General features: G+C 69.1%; 20 protein-coding genes and 1 pseudogene. 13 read left to right on the top strand and 8 right to left on the bottom strand.

Going from position 1 to position 18,652, the window contains the following annotated elements; translation table 11 throughout:
* Positions 1 to 7 precede the first annotated feature (7 nt).
* Positions 8 to 1,204 carry a 3-hydroxy-9,10-secoandrosta-1,3,5(10)-triene-9,17-dione monooxygenase oxygenase subunit gene (gene hsaA, locus C6V83_RS04270; protein WP_407646244.1) on the bottom strand — a complete coding sequence of 399 codons (1,197 nt, stop codon included), beginning with the start codon at positions 1,202 to 1,204 and terminating at the stop codon, positions 8 to 10.
* 120 nt (positions 1,205 to 1,324) lie between these two features.
* On the opposite strand from hsaA, the gene C6V83_RS04265 reads away from it, so the two are divergent.
* The 3 genes from C6V83_RS04265 (at position 1,325) to C6V83_RS04255 (ending at position 3,271) form a co-directional block, all read left to right on the top strand.
* Complete coding sequence (locus C6V83_RS04265) at positions 1,325 to 2,515, top strand: Rieske 2Fe-2S domain-containing protein (RefSeq protein ID WP_105941349.1); 1,191 nt, start codon at positions 1,325 to 1,327, stop codon at positions 2,513 to 2,515.
* Complete coding sequence (locus tag C6V83_RS04260) at positions 2,512 to 2,904, top strand: hypothetical protein (RefSeq protein WP_105941348.1); 393 nt, start codon at positions 2,512 to 2,514, stop codon at positions 2,902 to 2,904. Before C6V83_RS04265 ends, C6V83_RS04260 begins: the two co-directional genes overlap by 4 nt.
* A gap of 64 nt (positions 2,905 to 2,968) precedes the next feature.
* Positions 2,969 to 3,271, top strand: a complete 303-nt coding sequence (locus C6V83_RS04255) for a helix-turn-helix domain-containing protein (RefSeq protein WP_105941347.1) — start codon at positions 2,969 to 2,971, stop codon at positions 3,269 to 3,271.
* A 22-nt stretch (positions 3,272 to 3,293) separates the two neighbouring features.
* On the opposite strand, the gene C6V83_RS04250 is transcribed toward C6V83_RS04255, so the two are convergent.
* Positions 3,294 to 3,884: a ClpP family protease gene (locus C6V83_RS04250; protein ID WP_105941346.1), complete on the bottom strand. Its 591-nt coding sequence runs from the start codon at positions 3,882 to 3,884 to the stop codon at positions 3,294 to 3,296.
* A complete protein-coding gene (locus C6V83_RS04245) occupies positions 3,881 to 4,504 on the bottom strand; it encodes a ClpP family protease (protein ID WP_105941345.1) in 624 nt (207 codons plus the stop codon). Before C6V83_RS04245 ends, C6V83_RS04250 begins: the two co-directional genes overlap by 4 nt.
* 144 nt (positions 4,505 to 4,648) lie before the next feature.
* Here C6V83_RS04245 and C6V83_RS04240 point away from each other — a divergent pair, with 144 nt between their 5' ends.
* Positions 4,649 to 5,428, top strand: coding sequence for a VOC family protein (locus C6V83_RS04240; protein WP_105941344.1), 780 nt, complete (start codon positions 4,649 to 4,651; stop codon positions 5,426 to 5,428).
* On the opposite strand, the gene C6V83_RS04235 is transcribed toward C6V83_RS04240, so the two are convergent.
* Entirely contained in the window at positions 5,397 to 6,485 is a 1,089-nt protein-coding gene (locus tag C6V83_RS04235) for an oxidoreductase (RefSeq protein WP_325027390.1), read from the bottom strand. The two genes, C6V83_RS04240 and C6V83_RS04235, sit on opposite strands and share 32 nt — an antisense overlap.
* A gap of 29 nt (positions 6,486 to 6,514) precedes the next feature.
* Here C6V83_RS04235 and C6V83_RS04230 point away from each other — a divergent pair, with 29 nt between their 5' ends.
* The 5 genes from C6V83_RS04230 (at position 6,515) to C6V83_RS04210 (ending at position 10,963) form a co-directional block, all read left to right on the top strand.
* A complete protein-coding gene (locus tag C6V83_RS04230; RefSeq protein WP_105941342.1) occupies positions 6,515 to 7,102 on the top strand; it encodes a TetR/AcrR family transcriptional regulator in 588 nt (195 codons plus the stop codon).
* A 121-nt stretch (positions 7,103 to 7,223) separates the two neighbouring features.
* Positions 7,224 to 7,796, top strand: coding sequence for a type 1 glutamine amidotransferase domain-containing protein (locus C6V83_RS04225; RefSeq protein WP_105941341.1), 573 nt, complete (start codon positions 7,224 to 7,226; stop codon positions 7,794 to 7,796).
* A 109-nt stretch (positions 7,797 to 7,905) separates the two neighbouring features.
* Positions 7,906 to 9,624 (top strand): 3-oxosteroid 1-dehydrogenase, encoded by a 1,719-nt coding sequence (kstD, locus tag C6V83_RS04220; protein ID WP_105941340.1) that lies wholly within the window; start codon positions 7,906 to 7,908, stop codon positions 9,622 to 9,624.
* Positions 9,625 to 9,629: 5 nt separating this feature from the next.
* A complete protein-coding gene (locus C6V83_RS04215) occupies positions 9,630 to 10,493 on the top strand; it encodes a MaoC/PaaZ C-terminal domain-containing protein (RefSeq protein WP_105941339.1) in 864 nt (287 codons plus the stop codon).
* A 32-nt stretch (positions 10,494 to 10,525) separates the two neighbouring features.
* The gene (locus tag C6V83_RS04210) at positions 10,526 to 10,963 is read left to right on the top strand and encodes a DUF6918 family protein (RefSeq protein ID WP_105943707.1); all 438 of its coding nucleotides are present in this window, start codon (positions 10,526 to 10,528) and stop codon (positions 10,961 to 10,963) included.
* A 10-nt stretch (positions 10,964 to 10,973) separates the two neighbouring features.
* On the opposite strand, the gene C6V83_RS18260 is transcribed toward C6V83_RS04210, so the two are convergent.
* Positions 10,974 to 11,120, bottom strand: coding sequence for a hypothetical protein (locus tag C6V83_RS18260; RefSeq protein ID WP_159067438.1), 147 nt, complete (start codon positions 11,118 to 11,120; stop codon positions 10,974 to 10,976).
* 71 nt (positions 11,121 to 11,191) lie between these two features.
* Here C6V83_RS18260 and C6V83_RS04205 point away from each other — a divergent pair, with 71 nt between their 5' ends.
* On the top strand, positions 11,192 to 12,823 hold the full coding sequence (locus C6V83_RS04205; protein ID WP_105941338.1) for an MFS transporter: 1,632 nt from the start codon (positions 11,192 to 11,194) through the stop codon (positions 12,821 to 12,823).
* On the opposite strand, the pseudogene C6V83_RS04200 reads toward C6V83_RS04205, so the two are convergent.
* A pseudogene (locus tag C6V83_RS04200) lies at positions 12,736 to 13,368 on the bottom strand (FUSC family protein); the annotation flags it as partial. The gene C6V83_RS04205 and the pseudogene C6V83_RS04200 sit on opposite strands and share 88 nt — an antisense overlap.
* An 86-nt stretch (positions 13,369 to 13,454) precedes the next feature.
* On the opposite strand from C6V83_RS04200, the gene C6V83_RS04195 reads away from it, so the two are divergent.
* Together C6V83_RS04195 and C6V83_RS04190 are read left to right on the top strand one after the other, a co-directional pair.
* Positions 13,455 to 13,958: a LysR family transcriptional regulator substrate-binding protein gene (locus tag C6V83_RS04195; RefSeq protein WP_105941336.1), complete on the top strand. Its 504-nt coding sequence runs from the start codon at positions 13,455 to 13,457 to the stop codon at positions 13,956 to 13,958.
* A 24-nt stretch (positions 13,959 to 13,982) separates the two neighbouring features.
* On the top strand, positions 13,983 to 14,615 hold the full coding sequence (locus C6V83_RS04190; protein ID WP_105941335.1) for a DUF2461 domain-containing protein: 633 nt from the start codon (positions 13,983 to 13,985) through the stop codon (positions 14,613 to 14,615).
* A 13-nt stretch (positions 14,616 to 14,628) separates the two neighbouring features.
* Here the strand turns inward: C6V83_RS04190 and C6V83_RS04185 are convergent, their stop codons facing one another.
* On the bottom strand, positions 14,629 to 16,188 hold the full coding sequence (locus C6V83_RS04185) for a DUF222 domain-containing protein (RefSeq protein ID WP_105941334.1): 1,560 nt from the start codon (positions 16,186 to 16,188) through the stop codon (positions 14,629 to 14,631).
* A 185-nt stretch (positions 16,189 to 16,373) separates the two neighbouring features.
* Here C6V83_RS04185 and C6V83_RS04180 point away from each other — a divergent pair, with 185 nt between their 5' ends.
* On the top strand, positions 16,374 to 17,003 hold the full coding sequence (locus C6V83_RS04180; protein ID WP_105941333.1) for a hypothetical protein: 630 nt from the start codon (positions 16,374 to 16,376) through the stop codon (positions 17,001 to 17,003).
* Between the two features lie 21 nt (positions 17,004 to 17,024).
* Here C6V83_RS04180 and C6V83_RS04175 read toward each other — a convergent pair whose 3' ends face one another.
* The gene (locus tag C6V83_RS04175) at positions 17,025 to 18,638 is read right to left on the bottom strand and encodes an AMP-binding protein (RefSeq protein WP_105941332.1); all 1,614 of its coding nucleotides are present in this window, start codon (positions 18,636 to 18,638) and stop codon (positions 17,025 to 17,027) included.
* Positions 18,639 to 18,652: the final 14 nt, after the last annotated feature.

Below are 18,652 nucleotides of genomic sequence, written 5' to 3'. Positions count from 1 at the left end.
CTCCTCCTCACACCATCGTGTCGCCGAGCGGCAAGCCGAACTCGCCGTTGCCGAAGGCCACGTACGCCCGTTCCGGATCGTTGGCGGCGTGCACGCGACCGGCGTGCGCGTCCCGCCAGAACCGCTGGATCGGCGTGCCGTCCTCCAGCGCGTGCGCACCGGAGTTCTCGAAGAGCCGGTCGATCGCGGAGATCGCCCGACCGGTCGCACGGACCTGATCACGCCGGGCGGCCAGACGAAGGTCCATCGGCACCTCTTCGCCCGCCAGGATCAGGTCGTACTCGGCCTGCAGATTGCCCGACAGCTGACGCCATGCGGCGTCGATGTCGCTCGCCGCCTCGGCGATCCGCACCTTGGCGAACGGATCGTCCTTCGACTTCTCGCCCGCGTAGGCCGCACGCACCCGCTTGCCCTGGTGCTCCACGTGCGCCTCGTACGCGCCGTAAGCCATGCCGACGATCGGCGTCGAAATGGTGCTGGGGTGAATCGTGCCCCACGGCATCCGGTAGACCGGCGCGGTGTTGCGGTCCAGCCCCGGCGCCTCGCCCATGCTCATCGTGCGGAAGCTCAGCATGCGGTGGCGCGGCACGAAGGCGTCCTTGACGTCGATCGTGTTGGAACCGGTGCCCCGGAGACCGACGACGTGCCACACGTCGCGGACCGTGTAGTCCTCGCGCGGGATCAGGAAGCTCACGAAGTCGACCGGCTTCCCGTCCTTGAACACCGGGCCGCCCACCACTACCCAGTCCGCGATGTCGCAGCCGGACGACCACGCCCACGAACCGTTCACGATGTAGCCGCCGTCGACCACCTCGCCGGCGCCCATCGGGGCGTACGACGACGAGATGCGCACCGACGGGTCCGCGCCCCAGACGTCCTCCTGCGCCTGCTGATCGAACAGCGCCAGGTGCCAGTTGTGGATGCCGATGATGCCGGCGACCCAGCCGGTGGAGCCGCAGGCCGAGGCGATCCGCCGGACCGCCTCGTAGAAGGTGACCGGGTCCACCTGATAGCCGCCCCACTGGGCGGGCTGCATCAGCTTGAAGAAGCCGGTCTCGGCGAGCATCGCGGCCACCTCGTCGGGCACGCGGCGGGCGTCCTCGGTCGCCTGAGCCCGCTGGGCCAGTTCAGGCAGCAGGGCGTTGATCCTCTCCAAGACCTGTCGGCCGGCGTCACTGTGCGGGGCATCCATGGCCTCTCCCATCTGTTCGTCGTTCCCTTTCGTGGGGATCGCTTCCCCAATATTAGAACACGTTCTCGTTTTTGATGAAACGTGTTCTAGTATTGAGTCATCAGGCCTAGTCATCGAGGAGGGTTCGCGACCATGACGACCACCGAAAGCGGCGTGCGAGAGATCGACACCGGAACGCCACCGACCAGATTCGCGCGCGGCTGGCATTGCATCGGCCTGGCCGAGGAGTACACCGACGGCAAGCCGCACTCGCTCGAGATCTTCGGCACCAAGCTCGTGGTGTGGGCCGACTCGACCGGTCAGATCAAGGCCCTGGATGCGTTCTGCCGGCACATGGGCGCCGACCTGGGCCGCGGCACGGTCCGCGGCGACAACATCGCCTGCCCGTTTCACGGCTGGCAGTGGAACGGGAAGGGCCGGTGCGCGCAGGTCCCGTACGCCAAGCGCAACCCCAAGCTGGCCAAGACCCGGACCTGGCCCACGATGATCCGCAACGGCCAGGCGTTCGTCTACAACGACCCCGAGGGCAATCCGCCCCCCGAGGACTGTGTGATCCCGGAACTGCCCGAGCACGGCTCCGACGAGTGGACCTCCTGGACCTGGAACAAACTCGTCATCACCGGCTCCAACTGCCGCGAGATCATCGACAACGTCGTCGACATGGCGCACTTCTTCTACGTCCACTACGCCCTGCCCGACTACTTCAAGAACGTCTTCGAAGGGCAGACCGCGGCGCAGTACATGAACAGCCACGGCCGACCGGACGTCGGCATCTCCGCCGCGTACGGCGACACCCGGCTGGAGTCGATCGCCGCGTATTACGGGCCGTCCTACATGCTGAATCCGATGGTGCAGTACTACGGCGAGTACGCCGTGGAGACCATCCTCACCAACTGCCACTACCCGATCGACGCGAACTCCTTCGTGCTGATGTTCGGCGTCATGGCCAAGGTCCCGCAGGGTCTCTCGCCCGAGCAGGCCGACAAGATGGCCGAGAAGATCACCGCCGGGATCGAGGTGGGCTTTCTGCAGGACGTGGAGATCTGGAAGCACAAGACGCGCATCGACAATCCGCTCCTGGTCGAGGAGGACGGCCCGGTCTACCAGCTGCGCCGCTGGTACGAGCAGTTCTACGTCGACGCCGACGACGTGACCGACGAGATGACCGATCGCTTCGAGTACGAGATCGACACGGCCAAGGCACTGGAGAACTGGAACGTGGAGATCCAGGAGAACCTTCGGCGACAGGCTCAGGAGAAGGACGCCACGCAGGCCCGCGAAGCCGCGGCCGGGAGCACCCCGGAAGACAGTTCGGTCCGATGACCACCGGGCACCGGGAGTTCGCGAGCGGGCCCGACCTGCCCTGGGCCAAGGCGCCGGACTACACGGGCGATCCGCTGCGGCTCGCGGAGATCGCGGCGGCCACGGCCCGGGACAAGCGGCACTATCTGCGCGGCGGCATGACTCCGCTCGAATGCCGCGCCTGTCATGCGTGCGTCCTCGTCAAGAAGACCAGCCCCCATCACACCAGCGTCCAATGGAACGACGACGCGCTGGCCCGCTGCGTCGAGATCGCCGAGATCCGGGCCGGCGGCGGCAATCCCGCGATGCTGCCGACCTGCCCGCGGCTGTCGGCGTCCATCGATCACGGGGTGTCCGAGGGCATCCTCCCCCGCGAATCCCCCGCCGCCGACCCCGACGGCTACTGGTAGCACAGCCGTCTGCTCACAGCAGAACACGCCGGGCGCCCATGCCGGCGCGACGTAGGCTGCCTTCATGAGGACGAGGATCTCCAATCGCCTGTTCCGCGAAGAACTCGGCGACCACCTGCGCTCGCTTCGACACGAACGCCGAGAGCGACTGGCCGACACGGCGCGACGGGCCGGCATCTCGCCCCAGTACCTGTCGGAGATCGAACGCGGCCTCAAGGATCCGTCGAGCGAGATGCTTGAAGCGGTTGCCGGGGCGCTCGACCGCAGTGTCGCCGACGTCGCCGTCGAGGTCGGCTTACGGCTCCGGGTTCCGGCGACGCCGCAGACCTCGGCATCCGTGCGAGGACTGTACGCCCTGGCGGCCTGACGATTCCGGCGCCGCCAGGCGGTCACCGCTCGTCGACCACCTGGTCGATGAGTCCGTACTCCCGTGCGCCGGCGGCGGTGAGCACCCGGGTGTGATCGGTGTCGGCTCGCAACTGCTGCTCCGATCGGCCCGTGTGGCGCGCCAGGATCTGCTCCATGTCACCGCGCACCCGCACCAGTTCGTCCGCCTGCAGGATCAGGTCGGGAATCGCTCCCCGATACCCCTCCGCCGCGGGCTGGTGGAGCACGACCCGCGAATGCGCCGTCGCCGATCGCTTCCCCGGAGCGCCCGCGGCCAGCAGCACCGCGCCGACGGACACCGCCTGCCCGACGCAGGTGGTGGCGACCGGCGCCCGAATGTAGCGGATCGTGTCGTACACGGCGAGCATCGCCGCGGGATCGCCTCCTTCGCAGTTGATGTAGAGCTCGATGTCGCGGTCGGGAGAATCGGACTCCAGGTACAGCAGTTGCGCGACGAGCGCGTTCGCCACCCCGGAATCGATCGCGGTTCCCAGATACACGATGCGGCCGGCGAGCAGGTGCGAATAGACGTCGACATGACGCTCGCCGCCGGGAGTCCGTTCGATCACGTGGGGAATCGTGTACGTGCTCATCGGCCGCCGCCGGACGGCATCTCGAAACCGGTCCGCGACCCCCGCGGCACGATGACGGCGAAATCGTCCACCACCTCGTCGACGAATCCGTACTCGACCGCCTCCCGGGCGGTGTACCAGCGGTCGCGCAGGGAGTCGGCGAAGATCCGATCCATCGGCTGACCGGTGTCCTGCGCGATCAGGCCGAGTACGGTGTCCCGGGTGTGCCGCAGGTCGCCGGCCTGCAGCTCGACGTCGGCGGCCGTTCCCCCGATTCCGGCCGAACCCTGGTGCATCAGGATGCGGGCATGGGGCAGCGCGCGGCGTTTCCCGGGTGTCCCGGCAGAGAGCAGGAACTGTCCGGCGCTGCAGGCCAGCCCGAGCGCCAGCGTCGAGACGTCACAGGGAATCAGCCGGGTGATGTCCCGGATCGCCAGCATCGCCGGGACCGAGCCGCCGGGCGAGTGAATCCAGAGGGCGATCTCCGCCGCCGGATCCTCGGCGGCCAGTCCCAGGAACTGGGTCATCAGGAGGGTGCCGTTGTCGTCGTCGAGGGGGCCGTCCAGGACGAGCACTCGCCGGCTCTGCAGAGCCTCGCGTTCTCGCCGGCCGAAATGCGGTGTCTGTGTGTCGTGATCCATGTGCCCATCGTGCTGGCGGACCGCGGCTCCGCGCGGCCCTCGCTGCGGGGAGCGGATCTGCTTGCAGCAGTTCCGGAGGACACCGCGGTCCGCCCCGCGCAGGGAACTTCACACGGGGCGGCCCACCGGAGCACAATCGGGCGCATGGCTGACTACTCCGCGCCCGACGGCGCTCCCATCTGGTTCGACCTCACCAGCTCCGATCCCGAACGCGCCGTCGAGTTCTACGGCGCCCTGTTCGGGTGGGAGGCGAAGGCGCCGAACCCGGAGTTCGCGGGCTACCGCGACTTCACGCTCGACGGGGACCCCATCGCCGGCCTGGCGCCTCACCTGCCCGAGGCCGGCGGCCCGGCAGACGTCTGGAACGTCTACCTGCGCACCGACGACGCCCAGGCGACCGCGGCGCGGATCGTCGCGTTCGGCGGCGAGGAGGTGTTTCCCCCGATGGCCGTCGGCGACCTCGGTGTACTGGGCTACGCTCGGGACTCCGCTGGAGCGGCCGTGGGCTACTGGCAGTCCGGCGATCATCCGGGGTTCCGCGCGTGGGGCGTGCACGGCGCGCCCTACTGGTTCGAATGCCACAGCCGCGACCGGGCGCAGGCCCTGGGCTTCTACCGCGACGTCTTCGGCGCACGCCCCGAGCCGGTCCCGGGCGCACCGGGCGGCTACACCCAGCTGTTCTACGGCGACACCGCCTACGCGGGCCTGATGGATGCGAACGCTCTGCCGCTGCCCGGCGAGGTCCCGACGTCGTGGAGCGTCTACCTCTACGCCGACGACGTCGCGGCGACGGCCGCTCGGGCCCTCGAGCTCGGCGGGAGCATCGTGCGCGGAGCCGAGCGGACCCCGTACGGAACACTCGCCACGGTGACCGATCCGATGGGCGCTGTCTTCAGCCTCGGCCACGCACCGGAGCCGAGCTGAGTTCGGCGCGCCACTCCGTACGCCCACCGAGCCAGCGGCGGTAACGCCGCAGCGCCACCCGCTGCAGGATCATCTCCTTCACCAGCGCGACCCGCGGATCCATCCCCGGCCTCGTGCCGCGGCCGCGGCCGAGCCTGCGCAACTGCTGCCGGATCCGGGCCATCCCGGCGGCCGACGCGACGGCCTTGTCGTTCATCCGCACCGGCCGCAGGTGCACCGCGGCCTCGCGGTCGGACCTCCACTGGTTCACCAGACCCGCGTCGACGGCGAGCGCGCTGCCCATGCCCACCACCGAGATCCCGCCGGCCAGCACCTCCTCGGCGACCGGCAGCCGGACGATCCCGCCGGTCGGCATCAGCGGCAGCGGACTGGAGGCGGCGAGTTCTTCGGCCAGCGTGAGGAAGTACGCCTCGCGGGTTCGGGTCCGCTCGTCACCGGCCTGCCCGGTCATCGCCGGCGCCTCGTAGCTGCCGCCGGAGAGCTCGACGAGGTCGACGCCCAGCGGCGCCAGCAGGTCGATCACGCGTGCGGCGTCGTCGGCGCCGAATCCGCCGCGCTGGAAGTCCGCCGAGTTGAGCTTCACGGCCACGGCGAACGACGGCGAGACCGCTCGGCGCACCGCACGGACGACGTCGAGTAGCAGCCGGGCCCGATTCTCCAGGCTTCCGCCCCACTCGTCGGTGCGGCGGTTCGCCAGCGGAGACAGGAACTGCGACAACAGATAGCCGTGCGCGGCGTGGATTTCCACTCCGTCGAACCCGGCCTCCTCCGCCCGCTGCGCCGTGACGGCGAAGCGGTCGACCGTCGCGTGGATCTGATCCGCGGTCATTGCGACGGGCTCGGCGAAACGCTTGCTGTTCTTACCCAGGTCGACGCCGACCGCCGACGCGGCCCAGGCGACGCCCGGCATGTCCGAGCCGACCTGCCGCCCCGGGTGATTGATCTGCATCCAGACCCGTGCTCCGCCGCTCTTGGCGGCATCGGCCCACTCCCGGAACGGCGTCAGCGGCGCTGCGGAGTCCAGATGGAATGCCTTTCGGGGTATGTTTACGTTGATAACATCGAAATTAGCGAGGTATGTGAACGGTGTCAACTTCTACGCGGAGCGGTTACCATCACGGCGATCTCCGGGCGGCCGCCCTCGGCAGCGCGATGCGCATGCTCGAAGCAGACGAGCCGTTCTCACTGCGCGCCGTCGCCCGCGACGTCGGCGTCTCAGCCCCCGCCCTCTACCGGCACTTCGCCGACCGGAATGCCCTCGAGTCCGCCCTCGCCGGCGAGGGACTGCGGGATCTCCTCGCCGATCTGACCATCGGCCAGCCCCTCCCAGAGACCCCGGCCGACCTCGCGGAGTTCGCCGTGGCCTATGTCGAGTTCGCCCTGCGCCGCCCCGCCCTGTTCCGGGTGATGTTCAGTAAACCGTGCGACGAGGAGAACGACCAGCGCGTCGAGGCCGCCGCCCGGATCCACCAGTTGCTGGAGACCGCCATGCGCCTCGTCTTCCCCGGCGCCGACGCCGCCGCGCTCGCCGAAGCGGGCTGGGCCTTCGCCCACGGCATGGCGAGTCTGTACCTGGACGGCAAGCTGCGGGCCGATTCCCCGGAGGCCGTCGCCGGACATGTGCGCAGCGCGTTCACCGCCCTGCTGACGCTCCCGTCCGCCGGCGGCGCCTGACCGCCCAGACGTCCAGTCGCCGCCACGCCCGCCACCCACCCGCCACCCGAGTCGTTGACGACGCCCACCCCGGGCGGCTAACGTTGCGCATGTAAACGTCGTCAACATTCATGACGGGGCTATGCCCAAGCACATCCTCCACGTCGTCACCAACGTCGCCCACTACAGCGACCCCGCACACCCGACGGGGCTCTGGATGTCCGAGCTCACCCACGCGTGGGAGGTGTTCGAGGCTCGCGGATTCTCCCTGCTGGAGACCACTGCGAGCCCGAACCAGATCGATGCCGCAGACGTCGACGCGATCTACTTCACCGGCGGCCACGCGGTGATGTACGACTTCACCGACGGTGAAGGGCTGCAACGGATCACCCGCGAGCTGTTCGACGACGGCAAGGTGGTGTCCGCGGTCTGCCGCGGTTACTGCGGCCTGCTGAACACCACATTGTCGAACGGGGAGTACCTGGTCGCCGGACGGAAGATGACCGGCTTCTCCTGGCGAGAGGAGAAACTCGCCCGGGTCGACCGCCTGGTGCCCTACAACGCCGAACAACTCGCCGTCGACCGCGGCGCGCGCTACGAGAAGGCGATCCTCCCGTTCGTGTCCAACGTCGTCGTCGACGGCCGCCTGGTCACCGGCCAGAACCCCGGTTCGGCCAAGGCGACCGCCGAGGCGGTCGCCGCCGTCCTGAGCTGACACCGACCGTCCGGCGCGACCACCCCTCCCGCGAGAACACGTTCTGGTTTATCCTCAATACTGAAACAAGTTCTAGTTATGCCTTCTGGCTCTAACGTGAGGATGCCGCGTGGGGAAACCGCAGCAGCAGGAGATCGTCGACGTCGTCGTGGTGGGTGCCGGCGGAGCCGGCCTGGCCGCCGCCCTGACCGCGGCCACCAAAGGCCTGCGCACCGTTCTGGTCGAGAAGTCGCCCTACTGGGGCGGATCCACGTCGCGCTCGGGCGGCGGGGTCTGGATCCCGAACAACTCGGTGCTGCGCCGGGACGGCGTCACCGACACCGTCGCACAGGCCCGCACATATGCGCACGCGATCATCGGCGAGCACGCGCCCGCGGCGAAGATCGACGCCTACATCGATCGCGGTCCCGAGGCCCTCGACTATCTGATGGCGCACGCCCCGCTCGACTTCGAGTGGGTCCGCGACTACTCCGACTACTACCCGGAGGCGCCCGGCGGGCGGCTCGGGGGACGCTCGATCGAACCCCGGCCGTTCGATGCCCGCCGCCTCGGCGACGATCTGGCGACTCTGCATCCGCAGTACACCAAGGCCCCGCTGAACATGGTGGTGATGCAGTCGGACTATCGGTGGCTCAACACCGGGCTGCGGCACTGGCGGGGAGCGACGACGATGGCCCGAGTCGGAGGACGCTTCACCTGGTCCAAGACCCGCAAGCGGAAGATGATCGCGATGGGCGCGGCGCTGGCCGCCGAACTGCTGATCGGCTGCCGGCAGGCCGGCGTGGACATCCGGCTCTCCACGCCGCTCACCGGGCTGATCGTCGAGAACGACGCGGTCGCCGGGGTCCGCACCGAGCACGACGGCGAGTCGTCTGAGCTGCGGGCCCGTTACGGGGTGATCCTGGCCAGCGGAGGGTTCGAGCACAACGCCGAGATGCGCGCGCAGTACCAGCGCGCGCCGATCGGCACCGAGTGGACCACGGGGGCGGCCTCGAACACCGGCGACGGCATCCGCGCCGCGCAGGAGGCCGGCGCCGGACTGAGCCTGATGGACGATGCCTGGTGGGGACCGACCATCCCACTGCCCAAGGGCCCCTGGTTCGCGCTGTCCGAGCGGAGCGTGCCGGGCACGTTCATCGTCAACATGCGCGGCGAGCGGTTCATGAACGAGTCCCTGCCCTACGTCGAGGCCGGGCACCAGATGTACGGCGGCGAGTTCGGCCAGGGTGACGGCCCCGGCGAGAACATTCCCGCCTGGATGGTCTTCGACCAGCGCTGCCGCAATCGCTACCTGTTCGCGGGAGTCACAGCACGACAACCGATTCCGAAGAGCTGGCTGAAGTCCGGAGTGGTGGTGAAGGCGGGGACGCTGACCGAGCTGGCCGAGAAGATGGGCGTGCCCGCGGAAGCCTTGCTCTCCACCACCGAGCGGTTCAATCGCTTCGCGCTGAACGGCAAGGACGACGACTTCGCGCGCGGCGAGAGCGGCTACGACCACTACTACGGCGACCTCACCAACAAACCGAACCCCAGCCTCGGGCCGGTCGACCACGCACCGTTCTATGCGGTCAAGATGGTGCCCGGCGACCTGGGCACCAAGGGTGGTGTCGACACCGACGCCGACGGCCGCGCGCTGCGCGCCGACGGCTCCGTGATCGAGGGCCTGTACGCGGCGGGCAACACCAGCGCTCCGGTGATGGGCCACACCTACGCCGGGCCCGGCGCGACCATCGGCCCGGCGCTGGTCTTCGGCTACCTCGCCGCGCTCGATGCCGCCGGCAAGGCCGAGCGGTCCGAGTCCACCGGCGACGTGCCCGCGGAGGTCTGACGAACATGCCCATCGATCCCGCAGTCGCGATCGGCGCCGAACTGGCGGCGACCACCTTCTCTTGGACGCCGCGCGAGGTGGCCCTGTACAACCTCGCCGTCGGCGGCGCACACGACCCGATGGACCCGGCCGGGCTGGCCTACGTCGACGACGTGCGCCCGAAGGTGCTGCCCACATTCGCCACGGTGGCCGCCACGTTCCTCGCCACCGCGCCGCCGCAGGTCCGTTTCCCCGGAGTGGACATCGATCTGGCGAAGGTGGTGCACGGCAGTCAGGAGGTCGTCGTGCATCGCCCGCTGCCGCCCGCCGGCAGCGCCACCGCCCGCACCCGGATCGCCGAGGTGCAGGACAAGGGCTCGGCGGCGGTGATCGTGCAGGAGTCGACGGCGATCGACGACGCCGGCGATCCGCTGTGGACCGCGCGCAGCTCGATCTTCGCCAAGGGCGAGGGCGGTTTCGGCGGCGAACGCGGGTCGTCGAACCGCGTCGCGCTCCCCGATCGGGCTCCCGACCACACGATCGAGGTGCCGACGCTGCCGCAGCAGGCCCTGCTCTACCGGCTCTGCGGCGACCGGAATCCACTGCACAGCGATCCGGCGTTCGCTGCGGCCGCCGGGTTTCCACGGCCCATCCTGCACGGACTGTGCACCTACGGCGCGGTGTGCCGGACCGTCGTCGACCAGGTCCTCGGCGGCGACGTGACCGCGGCCGCCGGATTCGGGGCGAGTTTCACCGGCGTGGTGTTCCCCGGCGAGACGGTGCGAGTGCGCGCCTGGGAAGATGGTGACCGGCTGCTGGCGACCGCCGTCGTCGTCGAACGCGACGAGGCGCCCGCCCTGGGCAACGTGGTTCTTCAGCGGCCGTCCTGAGACGCCCCGGAATGAAAGAGAACCCGCGCACCATGCCTTCTTCGCTCGCACCCCTGCTCGACCAGCGCGCCGCCCTGTCCGACGACCTCGCCGCAGTGATCGACCAGCAGGTGAAGGCCCAGACCGGCATGTCCGGTGCGGCGGTGAAGACCGCCTACGCCGCGGCCAACAAGTTCAAACCCGGGATCGTGGTGACCGCGACGTCGGCGATGCTGCCGGACTTCCTGGATGCGCTTGCCCCGCTGTGGGACTCCAAGCCCGCGGGAACGTCGTTCGGCGACCACCTGGCCGCGAACTCGGACGAGGCGAGCGAGGCGCTGCTGGCGGTGACCGACCGGCAGGCCGAGTCCGCGCCGGCCGCCCTCGCGAAGGCCTACAAGAGCCTGCGCGGCAAGGCCAAGTCCTACGTCGCCGAGGCACTGCCCCCTGCCGGGGACGTGATCGAGCGTCACGCCGCGAGCGCGGCGTAACGGCGAACGATCAGGCAGCGCCGGCGAGGAGGATCAGGATGATCGCCAGCACGCCGACCAGCCCGGCCAGCAACGCCAGGACGCGCCACACGTGGATGCGGACCGGCGCCAGATCGGAGACGGAGACGCGGGAGGGAGTGACGTGGTGAGAAGCCATGACGGTCCACTTTCGGTTGAGAACGGCGTGAGCCCGTACAACCACTGTGACACACGTTACGGGTGTTACCCATGAGGCGCAGCGAGCGTGTCGGCACCTGGAACTTCCGCACCGTCTGGCTGATCCTGGTGGCCTGCTTCGCGGTCAGCCTGGTGGTGGCCGCGATGGCCGCTCTGAACACGGCGCTCCCGGACATCGCCCGGGACATCCATGCGACCAGCGCGGAGATGACCTGGATCATCGACGGCTACACCCTGGTCCTGGCAGCGCTGCTGCTGCCCGCCGGCGCGATCGGCGACCGATACGGACGACGACCCGTCCTGATGGTCGGCCTGGTGATCTTCGGACTCGCCTCCCTGGGCGCGGTCTGGGTCGACACGCCGACCGAGCTGATCGCGACCCGCATCGTCGCCGGGGTCGGCGCGGCGCTGATCATGCCGACCACGCTGTCGCTGATCACCGCGGGGGTACCGCGGGAGCAGCGGCCGATCGGCGTCAGCATCTGGGCGGCGGTGGCCGGGGTCGGCGCCATCCTGGGATTCTTCGTCACCGGGGTGTTGCTGCAGTTCTTCAGCTGGCACTCGGTGTTCATCACCTTCGCGGTGTCGGCCCTGGCGACCCTCCTGCTGACCGTCACGATCGGCAGCTCCAAGGACCCCGACCCCGGCCGCTTCGACGTCGTCGGTTCGGTCACGTCGGTGCTGGCGGTGACCGGGGTGGTGTTCGGCCTGCTCGAAGCGCCCTCGCGCGGCTGGTTCGACCCGCTGTTGCTGGTCACCTTGATCGGCGGCGTCGTGCTCGGCGTCGCCTTCGTGCTGATCGAGCTGCGGCGCGAGTCCCCGCTGCTGGACGTGCGCCTGTTCCGGAACCGGGCGTTCGCCTCGGGATCACTGTCGGTGGCCCTGCAGTTCTTCGCCTCCTTCGGCGTCTTCTATCTCATCCTTCTGCTGCTTCAGCTGGTGTACGGCTTCTCGCCGCTGAAGTCGGCGTTCGCGCTGATCCCGATGGTGGTCGGCGTGGGCGTGTTCGCACTCCTCGGCAACTGGGTGGCAGTCCGCTTCCATTCGCTGCGATTCGTCCTCGCCGTCGGCATCACCCTGGCCGGCGTCGGCGTGCTGGCGATGGGCATCTGGGATCCGGACGTCTACTGGAAGCTGGCGATCATGCTCGGCGTGTGCGCGGTGGGCATCGGACTGGCGACCGCACCCTCGACCACGGCGATCATGTCCAACACCCCGCTGGACAACCAGGGCATCGGTTCGGCCGTGAACGACACCGCCCGCGAGCTCGGCGCCGCCATCGGCATCGGGCTGGCCGGCAGCCTCATGGCCGCCGGCTACACCAGCCGGATCGGCGAGACGGCCGAGGCCGCCCGCCGGCAGCTGGCGGCTTTCGGCGACCCGGCCGCCGCCGACCAGGCCGCCGACGGGATCTCCCGGTCGCTGGCCGGGGCGATCGAGGTGGCCAAGCAACTGCCGCCGCAAGCATCCGGCCTGGCCGACTTCATCGTCGGCGGCGCTGAGGCCGCCTTCGTTCCGCCGATGCAGCAGGCCTGCCTGGTGCTGGGCTCCGTGCTGATCGCCGGCGCGGTGTTCCTCGCCTGGTTCGCTCCGCGTCAGGTGCTCGACGACGACTTCGTCGACAGCCCCGGAGCTCGCGATTCCGACGACGAGCCCGATCCGGAGCCGGTCAGCCAGCCGTAGGCACGGCCCCGCACGAGCAGCGCGGCCGCCAGCCCCGCGGCCACGCCGATCAGCGTGTCCAGCCCGCGTGCCACGAGCAGTTCCACCGGCCCCGTCGGCGTGCCGAGCTCCGTCATCAGCATGATCAGCGGGGTGAAGAAGCCGATCGCGACCGCGTAGTTGCGGGTCATGAAGAGTTCGGTAGGGAACAGCAGGGCCATCATCGCCAACGCGGTCAGCGACGGCGACAGTCCGAGCGACAGCAGCGCCGCTGTGAGCACCAGGCCCGCGTACGTGCCCGCCACACGGTGTCCCGCGCGACTCAGGGCCGCGCGCAGCTCCCAGCGCTCCACACGGCCGGAGTCGATTGCGGCGAGGGGGACCGCAGCTGCGGCAATCGCCCAGTTCGGGTTGGCGAAGCCCAGCGACAGCGCGACGCCGGCGGCCGGGCGGGCCGACTCCGCGGGAACCAGCGCGGTGGCCCCGAGCGCGAAGATGCTGAAGAAGGGTCCCGCCGGTCGCAGCCGCCAGCGATCGGCGAGCAAGGAGGCGGCCACCGCGAACGCCGTCGCAAGCCCACGTGTTCGGCGTCCAAGACGGCTCTCCGACCAACCAATAGGTCTCGCCTATCGTCAGTGGTAGAGATGAAGGCATGCAGTTCCGCCAGCTCGAGCGGATCCGCCGATTCCAGCTCGACGCCGGCCTGATCTATCCGCGCGGCCTGGACACCTCCGGCACCGTCGTCACGCCTCTGTACGACGAGAAGCTGGCGCTGGTCGGGGTGCTAGGGCTGCTCGGCGACGACCCCGTCCCGTCGTGGCCGACGATCGCCGGGCTGCCGCTGTGCCTGTTGCAGCGCGGCATGCGCGGACGGGATCTGCTCGACGAAACCGTCGCCGCGCACGACGTCCAGCTCGATCCCCGGATCGAGACCGATTCCATCGCCGGACTGATCGCGCTCGTCCGGACCGGACGCTGGGCGACGATCGTTCCGAGGACCTGGGTGCCCGAGACTGAGTCCGAGGGTCTCCGCTGCGTCCTGCTGGCCGTGGCCGGGGCACACGTCGCACTCGTCCGAGCCGACGCCGAGCCCGCCTCGGTGCTCACCGCCGCGTTCGAGCGGGAGGTCCGGGACGCACGGGCGGTTCACTCATAGCTTTGCGGCACTAGTGTCGGAGCCATGACATTCGACGGGTTCAGCGAGGCCGCGTTCGACTTCTACGACGATCTGGAGGTCGACAACTCGAAGGTCTTCTGGGAGGCGAACAAGGGTGTCTACGCGTCGGCGGTGCGCGCCCCCATGGTCGCGCTCACCGAGGTGCTCGCCGACGAGTTCGGTCCCGCCAAGATCTTCCGGCCACACCGCGACGTCCGGTTCAGCAAGGACAAGACCCCGTACAAGACGCATCAGGGGGCCTTCGTGGCGTCCGCACCGGCGACCGGCTACTACGTCGAGATCGCCGCGCCCGGCTTCCGCGTCGGCGGCGGATTCTACGACGCGACCGCCGACCGACTCGCCGCGATCCGCACCGCGATCGACCACCCCAAGCACGGTGCCGAGTTGGCGAAGATCCTCGACCGGCTCACCGAGGAAGGCTGGGAGATCGGCGGCGACCGCCTCAAGACCGCGCCCCGCGGTTGGGCCAGGGACCACCCCCGGATCGACCTGCTCCGGTACAAGTCGATCACCGCGATGCGCGACTACGGCTTCGACGGCGTGATCCACACCCCCGCCCTCGCCGACAAGATCCGCGCGGACTGGCGCCGGGTGACCCCGCTGATCGACTGGGCCACCCGCTACGGCCAGGTCTGACCAGCAGCCGCGCTCAGTACGGGGGTGGGGTGTCGTCGTCGAACATCGGCGCGATGATGTTCACCGAACTGCTCTGGGCGGCCCGACGATGCTCGGCACGCAACCGCATCCGGTAGGCGTGTTTGGCCTCGAGCCGGGTGCTCGTGCGCATCGGTTCCTCACCCGCGACGGGCACACCGGGCACCAGCGGCTCGCCGTGCGTGCACGGGATCAGCCCCAGATCGGGCAGCAGCCACGTGTTGAGGGCCTGACTACGCACGGTGAACCCCTCCGGGGTACTCACCTCGGTCCAGATCACTCCGTGCGCATCGATCACCTGATCATCGAGCCACCCCTCACCGAAAGTCTTGATCAGATGATGGAACTCGCACTTCGGATTGAGGTTGCAGAAACACGTCGCCCCACCCGCCGCCGGATCGGCATGATTGTATTCACACACATGATCCAGATCGCACCGCCACGCCTGCCGACTACACCCCGGCCAGGTGCACTGACCGAACAACGTACGCACCGCCACCTCACACGCCGCGGTCGGCCGATACCGATCCGCGGCCCGCGCGGTGGCCTTACTCAGCTCGGCCAGATCGAGCGTGCGGACCGCGACGTCCTCACGCGCGACGATGTCGCGCACCAAGCCGGCGTCGATGGCGCCGTAGCCGTCGAGCACCCCCGGTTCATCCCCGCCCTCCAAAGTCGAACCGGGACACACCACATGCACCACCAGACGCGCACACCGCGCGTCGATCTCCTCCTGACTCAGGCGCGCGGCGCAATCATCGGCACCGCACGCACACGTGAACGCCACCCCTTTCAACCGCGCCAACGCCGCCGCACTGCGCCGGGCCGCCACGCTCCGCGGATCGTTCTCGCACACCCCCGCCGCAGTAGCCTCGACCCCGGCCTCGGCCTGCGCGACGTCCTCACACGAACCGGTGATCGCGATCGTCGCCATGTCCCCACCGACCGGAAACGACTGCACACGCTCAGCGGCCCTGGCCTGTTCACGGTCCCGCCGCGCACCCTCGGGATCGATCCGCCGCACCACCGACCGCGCCGTCTTCTGCGCACGAGAGTTCGACACCGCCCCCAGCTCCCGCAACGCCTGCGCGAGCGTCAGGTCGATCAACGCCAGCAACTCCCGATCAGTCACCGCCGCAGTCTCGAACACCAACAAACTGAAGGTCTGCACCGACACCACCCCGTCCCGCAACAGCTCACCGCAGTGCGGAATACGATCACGCGCCGCCTCAGCCCGATCGACCATCGCCTGCGCGCCCCCGCTACCGACCGACAACCCGACCTGCACACGCGCCGCCACCATCGTCCGCGGCTCCAACACACGATGCGCCTCACGATCGGCGTCCGCATCAGCAGCCCAACCCACCGCCAGATCCACCATCTCCGCGATCGCCATATACCGGCGCCACATCAGATACGACTCCCCCGCCCGCGTATCACACACCACCCGCAGAAAAGCGTTCATCTGATCCGGCTCCGCCAACCCCTCCGAGACCGGCCCGATCCCCACCGCCGACAAATCCATCGCCGGCCACGCCGTCGTCCCCCCACTCATCCCCAACACCCCCGAATCGCTCGTATGTTCGATCGAGAACAGTATGCCTCAGGGGTAGGACAGAAACGCGCTCCCGGGATGCCTACCTGCCGGCACCCCATCTGATCGGGGAGAAGACCGGATCACCGGGCGCGGTCGACGTATCGTCGAGGTGGTCAGCACACACCAGGCGAACGGCACCGCGCGTGACACACCCCGATCAGAGCGACCGCCCCGAACTGGAGACCGTCGCCTCGCACGACGACGTCGCCGACTTCGGCATTCCGGTCTCCCTCGACGAGATCGGTGCGACCGTCGCCGTCGAACGCGAATTCCTCACCGCCCTCGTGTGGGCGCCCGGCGAACTGACGACGAGCATCGTCCGCGCGCTGGTCGGCGACGGCCGGCTCGCGGCGCACGCACCGCTTTTCTATCTGCCCGGGCACGGCGAGGTGTTCCGCCTCGTCGTCGAGTCCGTCGACGCCGCCGCACCGCTCGCGCCCGCCGATCTCGCACGACACTTCACCGATCCGAGAGCCACCGCCCCGTTCCGCAACCTCCTGATGGAGATCGCCTCGCCGAACCCCGCGGGCCCGTGGCCGCTGCCCACCGACGCGGACCTGCCGGCCCTGGCACAGGCCGTCGTCGACCAGTGGCATCGGCGCGGGTACCAAGCCCTCCTGGAGCGGATGGGCACCGTGCTCGCCGAGGAGCGGAACGACGACCTCGGCGCGCACTGGGAGGCGCTGAGCCTCCACCAGCGCACCGCGGAGCGCACTCGCGCCGCAGTGCTCGATGCGCTCGGCGGGCTGACCGTCGACCCGGCTCCGTCGTAGCGGACGCGACCGGTCCCCGGCTTACGCGCTGACCGAACCCGCGGCGTTCTTGGCCCACCGGTAGTCGGCCTTGCCTGCGGGGGTGCGTCGCACCTCGTCGACCACCACGATGGTGCGCGGCACCTTGTAGCCGGCGAGCGTCCCTCGGCAGAATTCCTGCAGTTCGTCGAGCGTCGGTTCGACGGCCCCCTCGGCGACCTGCACCACCGCAGCCACCCGCTGGCCGTACTTCGGGTCGTCGATCGGCACGACGAGGGCGTCGGCGACGGCCGGGTGCCCGTGGAGTGCGGCCTCCACCTCCTCGGCGTACACCTTCTCGCCGCCGGTGTTGATGCACTGGCTGCCGCGGCCGAGGAACACGATGTTGCCCTCCTCGTCGACGTATCCCATATCGCCGAGGACGGAGATCCGCGTCCCGTCCTCCATGGTCGGGAAGGTGCGCGCCGTCTTCTCCGGATCCTTGTAGTAGCCCTGCGGGATGTTGCCGACGCGCGCGATGTATCCGACCTCGTTCGGGGTGGTGATGCGGTGGAACCTCTCGTCCACCACCATCATCCGGTCGGTCGGCGGCACCTTCATGTTGCCGTTCTCGTCCATCATGATCTCGCCGTCGTTGCCGGATTCGGAGGCACCGAAGTTGTCGCGCAGCACCAGCTCGGGCTTGATCTTGTGGAAGCGATCGCGCACGCTCTTGCTCCAGATCGCTCCGCCCGAGGCGATCATGAACAGGGTCGACAGATCAACTTCCCCGGCCCGCCGCTCCATCTCCTCCACCAACGGCATGCCCATCGCATCGCCGACGATCAGGATGGTCTGCGTGCCGTCCCGCTCGATGTTGCCGACGATCTTCTCCGGGTCGAAGTCGCGTTCCAGAATCAGTCGTCCGCCCAGTGAGAGGAACGTGAACAACGAGTACGACGCCGCGCCGTGCATCAGCGGCGCCGCGATCAGGAAGGCGATCGACGGGAAGTTCTTCACCTCGCGGGCAAGTTCCTCATAGCTCTCGCGTGCCGGACCGTACGGATTGCCGCCGGAGATCGGCTTGCGGAAGAAGTCGTCGTGCTGCCAGACGACGCCCTTCGGGTAGCCTGTGGTGCCGCCGGTGTAGATCAGGTAGATCTCTTCGCCGTTGCGCTCGGCGAAGTCGCGCTCGGTCGGCTGCTGCCGCCAGTCGGCGAAGTCGACGAGCTCCACCGACGACGACCCCTCAATCGCCGCCCGCAACTCCTCGGTCACCTCGCCGATGACGAACACCTTGCGCAACTCCGGAAGGGCGTCGAGCAGCGCTGCCAGCCGCCGCTGGTGCTCGGGAAGCTCGACGATGATCGCCGCCGAATCGGAGTTCGAGAAGATGTACTCCAGTTCGGCCTCGGTGTATCGGTAGTTCACGTTCACCGGCACCGCGGCGATCTTCAGCATGCCCAGGAGCGCCGTCACGTGCTCGACGCTGTTCTTCAGGTACAGGGCGACCTTGTCGTCGCGGCCGATCCCGTGCCCGGCGAAGAGGTGAGCGACCGCACTGGTCTGCGCATCCATCTCGGCGTAGGTGAAGTTCTCTCCCTCGTAGGTCAGCATGACCCGATCGGGAACCGCGTCGGCGACGGTCTCGAACACTCCGGCCAGATTGAATTTCATTTCCCTGCTCCTTA

It is taken from the genome of Gordonia iterans (assembly GCF_002993285.1).
Lineage (GTDB): Bacteria > Actinomycetota > Actinomycetes > Mycobacteriales > Mycobacteriaceae > Gordonia > Gordonia iterans.
The sequence above is the reverse complement of the archived record's forward strand: the minus strand, read 5'-3'. Positions and strand labels throughout refer to the sequence as shown.

Bases quoted from the DNA above. Each gene is read 5' to 3' on its own strand.
- hsaA (WP_407646244.1), bottom strand. From the start codon at position 1,204: ATGGGAGAGGCCATGGATGCCCCGCACAGTGACGCCGGCCGACAGGTC.
- C6V83_RS04265 (WP_105941349.1), top strand. From the start codon at position 1,325: ATGACGACCACCGAAAGCGGCGTGCGAGAGATCGACACCGGAACGCCA.
- C6V83_RS04260 (WP_105941348.1), top strand. From the start codon at position 2,512: ATGACCACCGGGCACCGGGAGTTCGCGAGCGGGCCCGACCTGCCCTGG.
- C6V83_RS04255 (WP_105941347.1), top strand. From the start codon at position 2,969: ATGAGGACGAGGATCTCCAATCGCCTGTTCCGCGAAGAACTCGGCGAC.
- C6V83_RS04250 (WP_105941346.1), bottom strand. From the start codon at position 3,884: ATGAGCACGTACACGATTCCCCACGTGATCGAACGGACTCCCGGCGGC.
- C6V83_RS04245 (WP_105941345.1), bottom strand. From the start codon at position 4,504: ATGGATCACGACACACAGACACCGCATTTCGGCCGGCGAGAACGCGAG.
- C6V83_RS04240 (WP_105941344.1), top strand. From the start codon at position 4,649: ATGGCTGACTACTCCGCGCCCGACGGCGCTCCCATCTGGTTCGACCTC.
- C6V83_RS04225 (WP_105941341.1), top strand. From the start codon at position 7,224: ATGCCCAAGCACATCCTCCACGTCGTCACCAACGTCGCCCACTACAGC.
- C6V83_RS04215 (WP_105941339.1), top strand. From the start codon at position 9,630: ATGCCCATCGATCCCGCAGTCGCGATCGGCGCCGAACTGGCGGCGACC.
- C6V83_RS04210 (WP_105943707.1), top strand. From the start codon at position 10,526: ATGCCTTCTTCGCTCGCACCCCTGCTCGACCAGCGCGCCGCCCTGTCC.
- C6V83_RS18260 (WP_159067438.1), bottom strand. From the start codon at position 11,120: ATGGCTTCTCACCACGTCACTCCCTCCCGCGTCTCCGTCTCCGATCTG.
- C6V83_RS04205 (WP_105941338.1), top strand. From the start codon at position 11,192: ATGAGGCGCAGCGAGCGTGTCGGCACCTGGAACTTCCGCACCGTCTGG.
- C6V83_RS04195 (WP_105941336.1), top strand. From the start codon at position 13,455: ATGCAGTTCCGCCAGCTCGAGCGGATCCGCCGATTCCAGCTCGACGCC.
- C6V83_RS04190 (WP_105941335.1), top strand. From the start codon at position 13,983: ATGACATTCGACGGGTTCAGCGAGGCCGCGTTCGACTTCTACGACGAT.
- C6V83_RS04185 (WP_105941334.1), bottom strand. From the start codon at position 16,188: ATGAGTGGGGGGACGACGGCGTGGCCGGCGATGGATTTGTCGGCGGTG.
- C6V83_RS04175 (WP_105941332.1), bottom strand. From the start codon at position 18,638: ATGAAATTCAATCTGGCCGGAGTGTTCGAGACCGTCGCCGACGCGGTT.